Source organism: Shewanella sp., from assembly GCF_048265805.1.
Taxonomy (GTDB): domain Bacteria; phylum Pseudomonadota; class Gammaproteobacteria; order Enterobacterales; family Shewanellaceae; genus Shewanella.
Map to the genome: position 1 here is coordinate 1 of NZ_JBLXAT010000029.1, position 16329 is coordinate 16329.

Genomic DNA, 16329 nt, shown 5'->3' on the forward strand with positions numbered 1-16329 from the left:
TCATTTGATCACATGACAAGATGCGCATCTACCTTAATTTGATGATTTTTATCTAAATCATCAGGGGATTCCTCAGACCTAAGCCTGCACAACAATAGAAAGATTTTTAGATGCGCATCAGGTGATCGACTAAGAAGCAAATATCACTTAACTATTATAGATGAGGCCATTTCTATCGTTTCATCTTCAACCCAATAGCTATAAAGTTCCGTGAATTCCTAGCATGTGCGGATTTGTTGCCGTCGCCAGCATGGATGCTGGCGACGAGCTTATAGGGATATATTCATAGCGCGCCACAGGGATGCGCTTGCGTAAGCCTGTGGCCGGCAATGAATAAACACCGAACTTAACCAGCAACATCAGTCGTAGCAGACAACCTCATCATCTACCAGCAACTGCCGTCGCAAGCTACGCCGCTTTGGCCGCAAAACTATGGCACCCTTTGGGGCAGACTTTAGAGCAAGCCTGACAGCCAATACAGTCATCGCCGTCGGCAATGCTCATCACCATCATGACTTCTTCATCATAAAGATCGTCTTCATCGGCATCTTCTTTTTCAACCAAATCAAACACATTACGCGAACAGACTTTAAAGCAGCGACCACAACCAATGCAGTTGTGTTGATTCACGGCTTCGATGTACTGTGGCTCCCACTCCGCGCCCCCGCGGGTATAGCCGACGACATGACTCATGGTGTTGCTCCCTTATTATTGATGATAAATCTTGTAGTTAGAGCTGTAAGCTGTAAGTTTTAAGCTGTAAGCGCTAAGCTGTAAGTTGTAAGCTGTAAGTTGTAAGCGCTAAGTTGTAAGTTGTAAGCGCTAAGTTCTAAGTTTTAAGTTCTAAGTTCTAAGCATTTAGCTCGCAGCTGCGCCTCACCATTCCTCATCCATTAACGCTTGTAGCCGCTCGGCTTCGTTATTCGGTGCGCGTTTAACTTGTTTGAGTGAACGGGCGAGCCAGCCCATAGGTTTGCCTTGTAACTCTTGTTGTAGCTCTAGCAGCAGGGTGTGAATATCTGCGCCCTCGTCCACTTTTACCGGATGGATACCGCGCTCCAGCAGTTGCCGAATGGCGGAGGCACCGCAGGCGTTACAAAACACGGCGGCACAGCCAGCAAGGTCGTTGATGCGTGCTGGCAAGCGGTCATGCGCTTTGGGTTCCGCTTCGGCATATTCAATCGCGGCTAGAATGCGCCATTCACGGCTATCCACGCCATAAATCAACATGCCACGCGCACTGCCAAAATGTTGCTCCACTTGGCGGCGGTTGGCGGTGGCAAACGCCACTTTCAACGGAAATTCACCGTCTTGTGGTTGCGGTTCAATATGTAATTTACGCTCAGTCGTCATGCACTTACCCTCGTTGCAGTGGCCGGATGTGGCGTCACTTGGTCGGCGCCAAAACGATAGCGACTGATATGCGGTGCCACTTCGTCGTGATGATGCCGCAACACCAGATTGGCGAGCGCAAATAGGCGTTCGCGGCTACCTTCATAGCCAAACTGCTGCACATCCATATTGCCGAACTGATCGTGGCACGGATAACCTGCGCGTAGCACCGGAGTGTCGGGTTCAAATACCGCCGCGGCGTGGCTGTTACTGATCACCAGCCGTAAGTTAGCGGTGGTTTGGCTCAGCCGATGGATATCGCCGATGATCACCTCGCCGGCGTCCAACTCGGCCAAGCCAGCCATGTCGACGGTGGTCACAACCGTTGGCTGTTTGATGCCCATTTCACTCAGTAACGTGGAGTAACCCATGAGTAGATCTGGCTCGAGCGCCATGCCCACCGTTTCATTGCTCAGCACAAAGTGGCAATCGAGCATGGCATCTTGCAAGCGGCGCCGCGCGCGGTTAATCCAACTCGGAACCGGTCGCCCGCTGAGTTTTGCTAGCTGCATCACTAAGCTATCCATCGCTTCAATGCCCATGCCCATATCGCACGCAATGAGCGGAATATTAAAGCGCTGCTGCAACCAGTTAGCGGTGCCGAGCAGCGACCGACCTAGCACCAAGGTGGCGGCGCTATCGGACATCTGCTCAATCTCCAGCACTGAGGTACCGCCGGTAGAGGTGGGCGAGAAATCGTCATCGCCGAGATGACCATCCAGCGACAGCGATAAGTCCGGCACCAGCACCGCATCCAACTCAAACGCGTCGAGATAGCGCTTCAGCGTGTCAATATCGGCACTGGTCATGCCGACCGAGCAGAGCACATTGAGTTGTTTACGCACCCGCTGCCTACCCGATGGCGGCTGTACCAATTGGCGCACCAGCGAGTCGACGCAAGCGGCGAAACCGGTTTGCATGCTGCCGTTAAAATCTGGCGTGGCCATATTCACAATGCGGGTGGCGGCAAATTCGGGGTGGCGTTGCCGAAAGTCAGCAATCACGCGAAACGTATCGGTGCCCTGCATTTCAGTCAGGCCGGAGGTCATCACGGTAATGATCTGCGGCGCCTCTTTGTGACACAGGGTTTTGAGCGCTTCAAATAAGTTGTCATCACCGCCCATCACTGCCGCGACTTGGTCAATGGCGGTGTTTTGTAGTGGGATTGGCTCACGCAGATGTTGGATCAAGTACACCTTGGCAAACGCGCCACATCCTTGCGAGCCATGCAGCAACGGAATGCAGCGGTTGATGCCAAGGCTGGCCAAGGTTGCACCGGTGGCGGGGCTAGTTTTTAGCGGTTGCGTCACCAACGGGGTGTTCTGTTTACTGATGGTAGCCATGAGTTACTCCTATGCCTTGGGTTATGCGCTGACGTTACTGGTTAACGGTGCCAACTCGCTGTCATCGGCCATTTGGCCACTGTCCCACGGTGTTTTTTCCCATGGTGAATGGCTGCGCACGGCGCCCCAAATCGGGCTGTTAAGCGTGCGAACCAGCTCTTCGGCTAAGGTGATCATCCCTTGGTATCCGGCGTAGGCATGGTGGCGTTCTTGGTTAATATCCAGAAACGGCATTTTGGCTTTGAGCGCGGTGTACATGTTGCGGCCACCAGCAATCATCAAATCGGCGTTGTGTTGACAGCAGGTGCTGATCAATTGTCGCGCACCACCTTCATCCAGCATCAAAGCGTTTTCACCCATGATGTCGATAATGCGTTGTTTGTCAGATTGGGTAGATTTTTTCGTCCCGGTGGCGACCACCTCAATGCCGATCTCTTTTAATGCCGAGACCACCGACCACGATTTCACCCCGCCGGTATAGAGCAACGCCCGCTTGCCTGCCAGTTGCGCCCGAAACGGTTTCAGTGCTTCGCGTACACGGGTTTCTTCACGAGCAATCACTTGCTCGACATGCTCGGTCAGCTTGGCATCATTGAGCAATTTGGCAAAACCACGCAGCGCGGCGGAGGTATCTTCAATGCCGTAAAAGCTGCCCTCGAACCATGGCACGCCCCACTGCTCTTGCAGCCGCCGCGCGACGTTAATTTGCGCCCGCGAGCACACCACCATGGCGGCATCAGCGCGGTGCATGGTTTGAATTTGATGAAATTGGGTATCACCCGCCATGCAGCACAGCACTCGCTGGCCGAGTTCTTCAAATAGCGGTGACACATGCCAGAACTCACCAGCAATGTTGTATTCACCAATCAACACTATGTCGTGCACCTTGCGCGAAGGGTCATGCAGCATCACAGGTTTGGCTGGCGGCTCAGCGGTGCCCACCACGTGTTTAACCATCACACTGCCCGCAATACGGTTACCGAGGTTTTTGTTGCCATAAAAACCGGCGGCATCCACCGGGATCACCGGCTTGTGCCAGCGCTCTGCGGCTAACTTACAAATCGACTCAATGTCATTACCCTCCAATGCTGGCACGCACGTCATATAGACGAATACCGCCGGCGGGTTATGTTCCTCAATCAGCTGTTTAATGGCATGCAGCAAGCGCTTTTCGGCACGTCCCATGATCACATCTTGCTCATTAAGGTCGGTGGTAAACCCCAGACGAAACAAGTTAGCGCCAACGGCGCGTGTGCCGCGATTGTTCCAGCTGTTCCCCGCACAGGCGATGGGGCCGTGCACTATGTGGCCCACATCGGCAATCGGCAGCAAACTGATCTGCGCCCCATCAAAGCTACAACCACCAGCAGTAGCGCCAGGTTTTGGCCGCGCACAGCCGCTTTTACTGCCTTTGTTATGCTCGCACGCAGGCTCGTCCTGCAGTAGGCGGATCTCAGATGGCTTCATGGCTAGCTCCTTGCTGTAGGCGGTGGCAACGATTTCGACCCACCGCGCACGGCTAATCGAAAGTGATACGGTGAAAGTGCAAGGAGAACGCCAAGAGTTAACTCATTGTTTTTACATGATACGTCAACCAAAAAGCCGACATAAAAAAATGGCTTTGTCGGGTTTATGACAAAGCCAAACACTGATGTGAGACAAGGAAGAGTCTCAGGAAGGAAATATGACCAACACACTTGTTATTGGCGGCAAGCAGCGCCCAATCGCTACAGGCGCTTGGCCGATGCACAATACTCAGCTTTACTGGCATCTTTCCTCATGCAGTGGGTAAGGTTCAATCCAAATGTAAGGCGACCACAATGCCTGAGCAATCCTCTGGCGAGAAAGTTAATCCCGCGCAGCTATCTTGCCGTAACTGCATCAAGTGCAGGTCAAAGCTGGCATAACTCAGATAGGGTTCGCGCTCACCCAGATCATCTTCAAAACACAGGGTAAACTTCAGTGATGGGAATTCACTGCGCATGGCAATCAACACCTGTTCGTTGATGACTGGATGAGACGCGATTTGCTCGCCAATCGTAGCGATGCGCTGCGCCGCTACGGATAATGAGGCCGCCGACATAGTGCTCATATTATGCCTCCACCGCTGACAGGGTCATGGGTGTCGCCACACCGAGCAACTTGGCAATCCACGGTGGCGGATTACCGGCAATCACACTGCTTAAACTCTGCATGGCGACGGCGGCTTCTTCCGGTACCGATTTTTTCACTGGATGGATGTTAGCGCGGGTTACGCGTGCCGCCGCAGGGCCGCCAATCGACAAGGTAAACAGCATCTGACAACCTTTGAGCAGCGTCAGCATATGTTCGGCGCGCGCTTCTCCCGATAAGTGACTTGCCACTTGGCGAATATCCACCAACTGATGGGTACTGGCGTTCACTTCATACACCAGTACGCGCAAGCAGGAGCCATAATGGCCGTTGACCATCTCGCCTTGATTGGAGGTAACAGCTACCGTCAGTTTAGGGCTGGGCAATGGTGGCACATCGATAATTTCTGGTGCATCTACCGACACCACCTCGCTGTCCATCAGTATCGCCAACGCTTCATTCACATCTTTACGCGTGGGCGTGTTGGACAGTGAGCTAATCATCAACCGAAATGCCTTCGGCGATAATCCGGCTAACTTGTCCTCTGTTAACGGTTCTCCTAGGTGCTGCACCAGCAAACCTAACAGCGAGATCAGTTCAATATCTGGCAAGCTGCGGCTAGCCAGTGCGACACGCAGTGCCGCTTCGTCGGAAATAAATCGTGACATTGCCCGCTCCTCCTTACGCTGCCTGTAGCCGTTTGGCTCGGACAGTTATCGGCAATTTGGGCCGAGATGGCATGGGATCGATGTAATAGATCGCCCCGCTCACTAGGTGTACTTCGCCACCCCAGCGTTGTTCTTCGTCAAACTCAAAGTGGGTAATGGCCTCTTCCAAATCTTTCTTGGGCAGATAGAGGCACAGTTCCCCCTGCTCGTTGTACTGAATCATTACGTTTGCCATGGTGATTCCTTGGGTTATGGCGCAAGGCGCATTGCCGCTGGCGAACTCATCCGCCGACACCGCACTACGCCGTGCTTAGGTCATTGCCTCTAAGCAACCCGCAGGCAGCAATTACGCACTGCCTGCGGTAACGGCTTAGCGCACAAGGTCAAAGGCGTAATCTGTTTTGCCTAAGGCCATGGTTTCACGATCCAGCTTGGCCAGTACTTCATTCACCAAGGTGGTGAGCACATACATGGCGCCTTCGTAGCCCAAAGTGGCGCTGCGATGCAGGTGGTGACGGTCAAAGATTGGGAAGCCAATGCGTACCAAGGGTACTTCAAACTCTTCACCTTTTGCCTTGGTGTCACGCTGAATAAATTTGCCGTAAGAATTACCGATCATTAGATCCGGTTTCTCGGTAAACATCAGCGAGCGGAAGTGCCACAAGTCATGCCCCACCAACACTTGCGCATTTTCACCGTATGGCGTTTCCGCCAGTTGGGCTTCCATCTTTTTGCGCCAGCGTTTGCTGCCGTTGTGGCACAGCACGTGTTTGATTTCGCAACCAAGTTCGGTCAACAGTTTGCACATACCACTGAGGTAATCTGGGTCACCAAAAATCGAGATAGTGACGCCATGTAACCAAGTGTGCGAGTCAGTCATCATGTCGACTAAGCGGCCACGCTCTTTGGTGATAGATTCTGGGATAGGTTTGCCGGTCAACTCAGACACTTTCATCACAAAATCATCGGTCCATTCCAAGCCCATGGGAATGTTGAGTTTGGGCACGTCTTGGTGCCAAATCTCTTGGACAAATTTGGTTGATTTAGTCAGTTGATCGGGTTGCAGCATGATAGTGGTAATGGCGTTCGGCGCATCTTTCACCTCAGCCACTGGCGTACCACCTGAGTACATACGATATTCACCGTCCGCTGGCGTATCCAACACTTCGGAAGTATCACACAGGAAGGAATAGTCAACATCCATCTCTTTGAGCATGCGTTGGATAACACGATAGTTGCCAAGGTAGGTTTCAAAGCCAGGCACAATGTTAATTTTGCCATTGCTGCCCACTTGCTTACCTTCCATCTCGTTGATGGTGAAATAGCGCAGAATACCTTCAAACATGTTGTCCCAACCAGTTACGTGGCTGCCCACGAAACTTGGTGTGTGCGCAAATGGCGTCGGCACACTTTCTGGCAGATGCCCTTCTTTTTTAGCGTTACCGATAAAGGCGTTTAAGTCGTCACCGATAACTTCTGCCATGCAGGTGGTTGAAACGGCAATCACTTCCGGCTTGTAGAGTGCGTAGGCGTTTTCGAGGCCAGCAAACATGTTCTTTTGGCCACCGAACACTGCGGCATCTTCAGTCATTGAGTCTGACACGCAGGCAACAGGCTCTTTGAAGTGACGGTTAAAATAGGTTCTGAAATAAGCCACGCACCCTTGTGAACCATGCACATACGGCAAGGTTTTTTCAAAGCCCAGCGCGCACAGCACTGCGCCTAACGGCTGACAGGCTTTGGCGGGGTCAATGGTGACGTGCTTACGGTTAAAGTTAATCTCTTGGTATTCTTTCGTTGTTGTCCAGTCAAAGACCTCTTTGACTTTGGCATCTTCCACGGCTTCTTCAAAAGTCGCGTGTTTGCTAGCCAACAGCTCCTGATATTCTGGTTGCTTAAATAACGCGTAACCAGTTTTGATTTGCTCGACTTTTTGCGTCATGACTATTCTCCTACCGTGCCACTAATCCGTGAACTCCGGCGCGGGTTATCTACCGTTCTACTACGGCCTTGCTGCAATGGCATCAGGCGGTTTTAGCCAGATCTGCGGCGGCCGTTTTGCTCCATGGTGCCTTCATGTTTTTCCAACATGGGTTGTTCATGGTCAGATCCATATCGCGGGCAAAGATGGCGAAACCATCGACACCGTGGTACGGGCCTGAGTAATCCCAGCTGTGCATTTGGCGGAATGGAAAGCCCATTTTTTGGAACACATACTTCTCTTTCACACCGGAGCCGACCAAGTCTGGTTTAAGTTTTTTCACAAACTCTTCCAACTCATAAGCGCTGGCGTCATCGAACAGCAAAGTGGCGTCTTTCACTTCGGGCGTGGTTTTGACATAGTCATCGTTATGGGCGAACTCATAACCCGCACCGCAAATTTCCATGCCCAAATCTTCGTAGGCACCGATGATGTGACGCGGGCGTAAGCCGCCGACATACAACATCACTGACTTGCCTTCTAAGCGTGGACGATACTTAGCAATCACTTGATCCCACTGTTCGCGGTAACGTTTGATCACCTCTTCGGTTTGCGCCTTGATCTTGTCATCAAAGAAGCCAGCAATTTTGCGCATTGACTCTTCAATTTTGGTTGGGCCAAACAGGTTGTATTCCACCCAAGGTATACCGTTCTTCTCTTCCATGTAGCGCACGATATAGTTCATCGAACGATAGCAGTGCACGAGGTTGAGCTTCACTTTCGGCGTGTTTTCCATCTCGGCTAAGGTGCCGTCACCAGACCATTGCGCCACCACGCGTAGCCCCATGTCTTCGAGAATGATGCGGGAAGACCAAGCATCACCACCGATGTTGTAGTCACCAATAATGGCAACGTCATACTCTGTGGCTTCAAACGCTTTGCCTTCATTTGGCGCCAGTACATGGTCACGAATGGTGTCGTTAGCAATGTGGTGGCCGAGTGATTGCGATACCCCACGGAAGCCTTCACAACGCACTGGCACAATGGTTTTACCCAGCTCCGCGCCTTTTTTCTTGGCAACCGCTTCAATGTCGTCACCAATCAAACCGACCGGGCATTCCGATTGAATCGACAAGCCTTTAGTCAGTGGGAACAGTTGCTCCAACTCATCAATCGCCGCTTCCAATTTCTTGTCACCGCCGAACACGATGTCGCGTTCTTGGAAGTCAGTAGTGATGTTCATGGTGCCAAACGCGTTCACGCCAGTCATACCGGTGTAATAGTTACGACGTCCGGCTCGTGAGTATTGGCCGCAGCCGATGGGACCATGCGAGATATGGATCATATCTTTCACTGGGCCCCACACTACCCCTTTAGACCCAGCGTAAGCACAACCACGAATGGTCATCACCCCCGGCTGAGATTTACGGTTGGAGGTAATACATTTGCTGCCCGCATTGGCTTGGTCATTCACCGCCAAGTGCTTAGCACGGTCTTTACGCGCCGCCGCCGGATAAACTTCCAGCACCTCATCAATCAAGGCCTGGGTTTGCTCTTTAGTCATCTCCATCGCATGTTCCTCTTGGATATATGCTTGAATAAGATTGCCGCGCAGCGCTTACGCCAATTCAGCAGCGGTCTTACCGATGATTGTTTCGTCTTCTACGTCCATGATGCCGAATTCCATCAACAGGTCTTCCAGCTCATCCATGGTGCAAGGCTCTGGCACAACAAACATTTTGTTGTCGATGATCTTTTGCGCCAGCGCGCGATACTCGTCAGCTTGCTTACAAGCTGGGTCGTATTCGATCACTGTCATGCGTCGGATTTCAGCACGTTGCACAATGTTGTCGCGTGGTACGAAGTGGATCATCTGCGTGCCGATTTGGGCCGCCAGTGCCATGATCAACTCGTCTTCGCGGTCAGTGTTACGTGAGTTACAGATAAGACCCGCCAAACGCACGCTACCGGACGCTGCGTATTTACAGATCCCTTTAGAGATGTTGTTGGCCGCATACATCGCCATCATTTCGCCAGAGCAAACGATGTAGATTTCTTGTGCTTTGTTTTCACGAATTGGCATCGCGAAGCCACCGCACACCACGTCACCCAGCACGTCGTAGAACACAAAGTCGAGGTCGTCTTCATAAGCGCCTTCTTCTTCCAAGAAGTTGATCGCAGTGATAACCCCACGGCCCGCACAACCTACGCCTGGCTCTGGACCACCTGACTCAACACAACGCACATCGCCATAACCGACTTTAAGCACGTCTTCTAGTTCGATATCTTCCACAGAGCCCTGCTCAGCCGCAGTTTCCATGATGGTGTTTTGCGCTTTGGAGTGCAGGATCAAACGGGTGGAGTCTGCTTTTGGGTCACAACCGATGATCATCACTTTCTTACCAGCTTCAGCGAGTGCCGCGACCAAGTTTTGCGTCGTGGTCGACTTGCCGATGCCGCCCTTGCCGTAAATCGCACATTGACGAATTGCCATAATGAGTCCCTCCCTCGGGCTTGTTGACTAACACAATTCGAATGGGTGGCTGCGAAAAACGCGCCAAGGGTAGGTGGAAATTGCATCAATATGTTTTTATTGAGTATTTTCTATTGTCGTATGACTGACAATGCGGAGGAACGCAGACAAACGCCGAGTGGTTTGTCGTGTTTTCAACAAGTTTGTAGGTCTGCTGTTGCGGCAGACGTGGCGCAGTTGTGGGTGGATGACTAATGTCATCCTGCGCTGCGCGCAGTGGTGTTTGGAGGTTGGGTTATTCCACGTTGCACTGATGGCGCCTGATGGCTTTGACTTAGTTAATCACCTGCGGTGGGCGCATGCACAGATGATCCAGTGACACGCTGTGAACCCATCCATGGGCGCTCGGCCTCGCCTTCCATGGCTCGGACGGTCACTGGTTCATCTGTGCTGGTAATTCTCGGAGTTCGTCTGTTACTGACGACATTGCATGTAGCGTGATTTATCGCTGCGCGATTGCAACCTGCGGTTGCTAAGGTCGTGAGCTTTCGCGCTCACACCACGAGACAAGGGGACTGGACGGCCTCGAATGACGTCCATGTCTAATTGCCAGCTCGCCTTCCTTGGCTCGCGCTCATAAGCACACTCATCGTCGATGAGTATTCGCCCTTATCAACCCCGACGACGCCCCACGTCGCGAAACACTACGGCGCTTCTGGTTTGTCATCTGCGCAAATCGCTCATTCCTTACTATCGCTTCGAGGTATCGACGTACAGGATGTACTAATGCCGTGGAGCACAGGGACGTGCGAGAACGGCGAATATCTCGATTGCTTGATGCCTGCCCAACGCACCTACGCCGCGCCAAGGGGAATTGGTGTTGCTTGTAATTTCAGTATGTTATCTGAGGTTAATTTGGTGGATGTCCCCATTTTTGCCACTTTGAGCCCGTATGGCAGAACGGCCACTATGTTCATCAGCAAACACCCAGTCAAACAAGCCTCATCTATCGAGGTTATGTAGGTACACTGACCATTAACTATATTGAGTGAGCCCCCCAAGGTGACTCAGGATTTAGCTAACAGCGGCCAAATGACAAATTGCTCGCTACACGCTGGATATGGCGGCGATAGCTGCTTAGAACAGACATAAGCATGGCAGCCTTGGCTAACGCTTAAAGGCTATGGGTTACACAGCCCCGCAGTGCATACAAGGAACTTATTCGTACAGCCGCCCCCTAACCTGAGATATCTGATATCTGCTAGCTTGTATGAACGAAAACAGGCTACGAAAAGTAGCCTGTTTATACGAGTTCGAATAAGAAAATACCTTAGCTGAAATCCCCATCCACTAACCACTGTGGGATATAGTCCGTTTCAAAGTCGAGCTGCCAGCCGTTGCGGGCTTTGGCGATGGCGGCAAGCGCAGTAAGCGCTAACGATATCCAGCCAGCGCAGTCATATTTGTCCCCATTCCAAAATTTCTTATGCAGCTTTACCGCTTCTTTAACCACCTGATTAAATTCCGCTTCGGCATCGGGGGTGAAGATACAACGGATAACCGGTAATAGCGGGATAAATAAGTGATTGGTTCGTTTTTCCCGCGCCTTGCCGCCTTTTATCTCAGCAGTCAGTGCCACTTTTAAGCGTTCGGCCATATTAGCATCTTGTTGAAACAAGCCTTGCAGCACCGCGACTAAGGCCAAATCAAACGGGCTACTAGGAACATTGGCCATGGCAAAATGTTTAGGTTGTACTTTTTGCAAACTATTAATGGCGTCGATATCGCGCAGTACAATGGCGGTATAGTAGGTTTTCCACCAAGCGTTACTGTCGGTGTAGTCACCTTTGTAACGGCCAGTCAGCGTTATCTGCTGGCCATTAATGCTGACCTCAAAGGTCTCACCATGTCGCACATGTTGAGCAAAATGGGCGACTCCAAACTCTCTCGCAAGCTTTAGATAGCGTAAGGTGGTGGCCTTGGGGCAATCAGCGATTATTGAATTAGACACCGCATTTAATGATTCAGTAATGTATAAGCCCATCACACTACCACCATTATTCCGACGCATATTGTCATATAGACCATCATCATCGGAGAGAAGCCCCTCAAATGTTTCTAACGCTTCAAGCGGTATGAACCTATGTGAGTCAAAGTCAATGTGGCGCTTAATCATGGGGGATATCCTGTTTCTTTTCAATGTCGTATTTGTTGCTCATTTCTGAGAGGGAAACCGATGGTTTAAGTGGGCCATTATCATTCAATGGTTGTTTAGCGACAATTGTTTTAATTTTACTGCCCGTTATATCATCCACAGCAGCCTTGATTTTAGTAACTGTATTGTTCAAATTCTTAACTTGCTTTTCAAAGGCAAAATATGAGGACAGGCATCATTTTTTAACACTAAGTGATAGTGGTTATTCATCACCGCATAGGCACAAATATCGATACAAAAAATAGCCGAAAGCTGGCGGATTTTAGTGGCAATCCACTCTCGGCGATGCTCGTAACTACGGCCAGTTAAGGCATCTTCACCACACAGAAAAGCGCGGCGTACACAACGGTTAATGACGTGGTAATAAGGGGTTGATTCAACATCAATCAAACGGCGGCGGGCAACGGTCATAACAACACTCCTTGTTGTACAAGTTCACTCCATGTGAAGGTTCAGCCTAAATAAGTGTTCCTAATTGTACTGCACCCTGCTGAAAGCCTTATTTGGCTTGGGTTTATACGCATACACTCGCAAAGCCCTGTACTACAAGGCTCCTTGCTAAATGATGCTAAACTAAGCACGATGATAACTAATGAGGCCAGTGGCCTACATTTAGGAACAGCTCTACGCAAATTGATGGGTGCTGAGATGGTCACCTCGGGCACCTACCAATTTAGTTCTGAAGCGATAACAACGTGCGACCTTCGGCTTTACCTTATCTGCATGGCTTTACTCTAAGGGCATTTACACTACGCATGTTGCATTCAGCACACAAGCCACATACAGTAGCGACTGCAACATAAATAACAATTATTCAACATCGGAGATTTACCTATGATCATTGAGTGGTTTAGCTGGGGGTCCCCTGTCGGTATTGGCATTTTTATCGCTTGCATTGGGATTTTCTTTTGGGGCATGTTTACTGGCGTTGCCCGTTTGCAAAAATCAAAATTGGCTGCTGAAGCAGAAAAGTAATCAGTGAGTTCAACTATTGCATACCGCAGGCTGATAACGAGTGATTATTCGCCTTCAATGTTTTTCTGGCGATAGTTCGAACTGACTAACTAAAAACTAAGCAACACATGACAACCCCTTATTTCCTCAAACAAGAAAAATTAGGACATACCAATTTAATCCGGCTAACACCCTTAATCTACAGGCAACGCCGATTCCCCTTCAGCGCTGCGTAGGGGCATTGGGCAGATAGCGAACAATCGAGTCATTTGCTGTTTAATAGCCAAGAACAACATTTAATTGGCAGGAGTGCGCCGAGAATTCCCAGCACATGCGGACTTGTGGCCGTCGCCAGCAAGGCGAATATCGCAATAGCGATGTGCTCATGAGCGCGAGCCACGGATGGCGAGCTGGCAAATTACATGGATGTAATTTGCTGGCGTCGAGCTTACTCGGATGTACTTGCAGCGTGCCACAAGGATGTGTGTGCATAAGGCCGTTCTCGGACGTCCTGTCCTCCACGACATTAGTGCATCCATGCACGTCCCCGCTGCAGGCGATTTGGTGCATCAGCGCTGACAGGTTGATAAGTTGCCACATGCAATCACCGCAACTGCAAGCAACACCAACAACACAAAGCGCGAAACCGCTTCGCGCCTCCAAACGGCCTAAGGGGCGCTAACGATCTGCATACGATTGGAACGTTGTTTAAAGCAGTTGCTGACAACGGCCTTCATCTCCTCGGGCATATGCGAATCATGGATAACTGACAGTACCTTATCAGCCTCTTTCGGCAAATCTCGCTGAATAATAGTTAAAGCGAATTTCTCACTTAAACCTAGGCCTTTGGCAAACAGTAAAAAGTCGATCCCAAGGTATTCACCATAGGCAGTTTCAAACCCTGGCGCCAGTTGCTGCTCACCTTCTTCGATGGCTAAAAGTGGCAAAGCAAGGTAACCAGAAGCAAAGTATGCGGAATATGGCGCAACACTGACAAAATCATAAACGGGAGCGAGTCTATTGGGCGCAACAATGCCGAAATTGCGCAGGTGTAAATCGTTATTACCCAGTAGATATGCGTAGGCCACCCGACGAAAAAAATCACGTATATCGGCCAAGGTTTTTAATACATTTTGGTCTTTTAAAAATCGGCCAATGGTCTCATAGCTAACCATCTGCTTACCCGCATCAATTCGGCCATATTTTTCGGCAATATTCATTGCCCCATCTAACTGCTCTTGATGTATTTTGCTGCCATCTGCGGCACGATCAAATCGCTTGATGACAAACGCATACTCAGTCGCTTTGCCCGGTTCAGACGCAAACTGCAACATGCCAAACGGCGGTATCTCAAACTTAAGTTGTTTCATCACCGACATAATGCAGTGCTCGTTTTCTGCTAGATAAGGAAATTCGGGGGGGGAGGGCTTAAGTATGAATGCGCCTTGGCTGTCGATAATGTCAAAGTGTCGTTTAGCGCTATCAAGTGTTAACTGTAATTTGGGTTGCGCGCCAGAAATGCTCATGCCTTTCTGTTTCGCCGGTTTTTGTTGTACAAATTCGGCAGCGGTGAACGGCAGTTCAAAACTAATATTAGCTGACCCAGCCAACGCTTTCATCCCCGCTTTGGAGAAACCAGTTTCTTGCTCTGCGGGAGTCTGCAACGCTTGCAGCGTAATGCGACAGTTAGACATATCTATCAGTACCCTTTTATTTCGATTGCACCCAAAAGGTTATCCCCGTTTTCCATCAATATGCCCAGCAAGTCTTTTTCATCAATTTTTTGTTGGTTGCTATACACCCGTCGCAGCCATCCTTCTGGAGCTAACGATGAAAAATAGGGATGCAGTACACCTTGTGATACATAGGGTTCAGCTCTAACTGGCAAGCTGAGAGAAATGCGGGGACCAGCGTAGTCGGCAAGATACTGAAATGAATACTGATCGTCCTGCTGGGTAAGATCTCCCGCATGAACACCATGCAGCAACACCATCACTTTGCGATACATAGTTTGCCCCCTAGCGCCTCGACAACCGTTAGCACGGTGGCGATGGATGTTCCCTTGGGATCATCAAGGATACGGGTAATCGTGCCTCTTGAAGCATCTGACTGTAGCGCAAGATCTGACACATCTATCCGCTCTTTAATGCGGAACTCTGCCAACAATTTGCCAAGCTCCAATGTATTGGAAATCTCGTAGAGCGATTGGTACTTATGTTGATCAATGGAGCGGTTTAGCTCTCGCTTCATTTCGTCCAACTGCTTCACGGAATCAAGCAACTGGCGCTGTAATTTTTCAATATTCTCTAATGTGTCGTTATTCATGCAGCCCCCCAACACTCTACTTACTTATCACTGCTTGATGAATTGCGAGGTACCGAACCAGCACTAACTCGCCATAGCTGAGATAATCACTCGTCATATCAAGGTACTCATATGCACAATAAACTGAACATAAATAAATTTAACAATATAAACGTTCAATATTATAGATACACAACCTTTATCCATCAATATTTAAAACAAATTGATAAATATTTATTTATTTGTTTAAAATTATGACAAATCAACCTAAAACCCAATGATAACATCAAAATTATGTACACATATGATGTAAACCATCTACTTAGCACAAAATTATGAACAAAAAGCTATAAATAGCGACAGCGTTGATTTAATCCAGCTAACACACGGAATTTGCAGATAACACCGATTTCCCTTCGACACAGCGCAGGTGCGTTGGGCAGACAAGAACAATCGAGACATTCGCCGTTTAATGAGTAAGAACGACTCTGAAATGGCAGGAGTACGCCGAGAATACCCAGCACAGATGAACCAGTGACCGTCCGAGGCATGACAGTTTTCACACGTCCATGTGCTTCACGGCATTAGTACATCCTGTACGTCGATGCCGAGGCCGAGCGCCCAGCACCCATGGATGGGTTCACAGCATGTCACTGGAGCATCTGTGCATAAGGGGCGTTCTCGGACGTCCTGTCCTTCACGCCATTAGTGCATCCATGCACGTCCCCGCTGCAAGCGATTTAGCACATCAAATGATGCAAGCAACACTTTGCGATACCGATGAAAGTGCCAACGTTCAAGCAGCATAAATTCCCCTTCGGCGCTGCGTAGGGGCGTTGGGCAGATATCAAGCAATCGAGGCATTCACCGTTTAATAGGTAAGAACAACATATAAGTCGGCGGGTGTACTCCGTGAATTCCAAGCACAAATGAACCAGTGACCGTCC

17 protein-coding genes and 1 pseudogene are annotated in these 16329 nt (G+C 50.0%); 2 read left to right on the top strand and 16 right to left on the bottom strand.

The window, feature by feature from the left end; all coding sequences use genetic code 11:
- Positions 1–408: 408 nt before the first annotated feature.
- The 10 genes from fdxB to nifH all read right to left on the bottom strand — a co-directional run bounded on the left by fdxB (position 409) and on the right by nifH (position 9930).
- A complete protein-coding gene (fdxB, locus tag ACN0TT_RS16770) occupies positions 409–693 on the bottom strand; it encodes a ferredoxin III, nif-specific (protein WP_417763294.1) in 285 nt (94 codons plus the stop codon).
- A 183-nt stretch (positions 694–876) separates the two neighbouring features.
- The gene (locus ACN0TT_RS16775) at positions 877–1353 is read right to left on the bottom strand and encodes a NifB/NifX family molybdenum-iron cluster-binding protein (RefSeq protein WP_417763295.1); all 477 of its coding nucleotides are present in this window, start codon (positions 1351–1353) and stop codon (positions 877–879) included.
- Positions 1350–2735 carry a nitrogenase iron-molybdenum cofactor biosynthesis protein NifN gene (nifN, locus tag ACN0TT_RS16780; RefSeq protein ID WP_417763296.1) on the bottom strand — a complete coding sequence of 462 codons (1386 nt, stop codon included), beginning with the start codon at positions 2733–2735 and terminating at the stop codon, positions 1350–1352. Before nifN ends, ACN0TT_RS16775 begins: the two co-directional genes overlap by 4 nt.
- A gap of 21 nt (positions 2736–2756) precedes the next feature.
- On the bottom strand, positions 2757–4202 hold the full coding sequence (gene nifE, locus ACN0TT_RS16785) for a nitrogenase iron-molybdenum cofactor biosynthesis protein NifE (RefSeq protein ID WP_417763297.1): 1446 nt from the start codon (positions 4200–4202) through the stop codon (positions 2757–2759).
- A 328-nt stretch (positions 4203–4530) separates the two neighbouring features.
- Positions 4531–4827: a hypothetical protein gene (locus ACN0TT_RS16790; RefSeq protein ID WP_417763298.1), complete on the bottom strand. Its 297-nt coding sequence runs from the start codon at positions 4825–4827 to the stop codon at positions 4531–4533.
- A 1-nt stretch (position 4828) separates the two neighbouring features.
- The gene (locus ACN0TT_RS16795) at positions 4829–5515 is read right to left on the bottom strand and encodes a NifB/NifX family molybdenum-iron cluster-binding protein (protein ID WP_417763299.1); all 687 of its coding nucleotides are present in this window, start codon (positions 5513–5515) and stop codon (positions 4829–4831) included.
- 13 nt (positions 5516–5528) lie between these two features.
- Complete coding sequence (gene nifT, locus ACN0TT_RS16800; protein ID WP_417763300.1) at positions 5529–5750, bottom strand: putative nitrogen fixation protein NifT; 222 nt, start codon at positions 5748–5750, stop codon at positions 5529–5531.
- 135 nt (positions 5751–5885) lie between these two features.
- Positions 5886–7457 carry a nitrogenase molybdenum-iron protein subunit beta gene (gene nifK / locus ACN0TT_RS16805; RefSeq protein ID WP_417763301.1) on the bottom strand — a complete coding sequence of 524 codons (1572 nt, stop codon included), beginning with the start codon at positions 7455–7457 and terminating at the stop codon, positions 5886–5888.
- A gap of 82 nt (positions 7458–7539) precedes the next feature.
- On the bottom strand, positions 7540–9006 hold the full coding sequence (nifD, locus tag ACN0TT_RS16810; RefSeq protein ID WP_417763302.1) for a nitrogenase molybdenum-iron protein alpha chain: 1467 nt from the start codon (positions 9004–9006) through the stop codon (positions 7540–7542).
- Positions 9007–9054: 48 nt separating this feature from the next.
- Positions 9055–9930, bottom strand: coding sequence for a nitrogenase iron protein (gene nifH / locus ACN0TT_RS16815; protein ID WP_417763303.1), 876 nt, complete (start codon positions 9928–9930; stop codon positions 9055–9057).
- 765 nt (positions 9931–10695) lie between these two features.
- Between nifH and ACN0TT_RS16820 the strand changes: the two genes are divergently transcribed.
- Positions 10696–10932 (top strand): hypothetical protein, encoded by a 237-nt coding sequence (locus ACN0TT_RS16820; RefSeq protein ID WP_417763304.1) that lies wholly within the window; start codon positions 10696–10698, stop codon positions 10930–10932.
- 307 nt (positions 10933–11239) lie between these two features.
- Here ACN0TT_RS16820 and ACN0TT_RS16825 read toward each other — a convergent pair whose 3' ends face one another.
- The 3 genes and pseudogenes from ACN0TT_RS16825 to ACN0TT_RS16835 all read right to left on the bottom strand — a co-directional run.
- Positions 11240–12085, bottom strand: a complete 846-nt coding sequence (locus ACN0TT_RS16825; protein WP_417763305.1) for an immunity 49 family protein — start codon at positions 12083–12085, stop codon at positions 11240–11242.
- Positions 12078–12257: a hypothetical protein gene (locus tag ACN0TT_RS16830; protein WP_417763306.1), complete on the bottom strand. Its 180-nt coding sequence runs from the start codon at positions 12255–12257 to the stop codon at positions 12078–12080. Before ACN0TT_RS16830 ends, ACN0TT_RS16825 begins: the two co-directional genes overlap by 8 nt.
- A gap of 41 nt (positions 12258–12298) precedes the next feature.
- A pseudogene (locus ACN0TT_RS16835) lies at positions 12299–12535 on the bottom strand (alpha-amylase family glycosyl hydrolase); the annotation flags it as partial.
- A 423-nt stretch (positions 12536–12958) separates the two neighbouring features.
- On the opposite strand from ACN0TT_RS16835, the gene ACN0TT_RS16840 reads away from it, so the two are divergent.
- Positions 12959–13099 carry a hypothetical protein gene (locus ACN0TT_RS16840; protein WP_417763307.1) on the top strand — a complete coding sequence of 47 codons (141 nt, stop codon included), beginning with the start codon at positions 12959–12961 and terminating at the stop codon, positions 13097–13099.
- 647 nt (positions 13100–13746) lie between these two features.
- Here ACN0TT_RS16840 and ACN0TT_RS16845 read toward each other — a convergent pair.
- The 3 genes from ACN0TT_RS16845 to ACN0TT_RS16855 are packed head-to-tail and all read right to left on the bottom strand — an operon-like array spanning position 13747 to position 15403.
- On the bottom strand, positions 13747–14772 hold the full coding sequence (locus ACN0TT_RS16845) for a HipA domain-containing protein (protein WP_417763308.1): 1026 nt from the start codon (positions 14770–14772) through the stop codon (positions 13747–13749).
- A 5-nt stretch (positions 14773–14777) separates the two neighbouring features.
- Entirely contained in the window at positions 14778–15086 is a 309-nt protein-coding gene (locus ACN0TT_RS16850; protein ID WP_417763309.1) for a HipA N-terminal domain-containing protein, read from the bottom strand.
- Positions 15071–15403, bottom strand: coding sequence for a helix-turn-helix domain-containing protein (locus ACN0TT_RS16855; protein ID WP_417763310.1), 333 nt, complete (start codon positions 15401–15403; stop codon positions 15071–15073). The genes ACN0TT_RS16850 and ACN0TT_RS16855 overlap by 16 nt, the downstream gene beginning before the upstream one ends.
- Positions 15404–16329 lie beyond the last annotated feature (926 nt).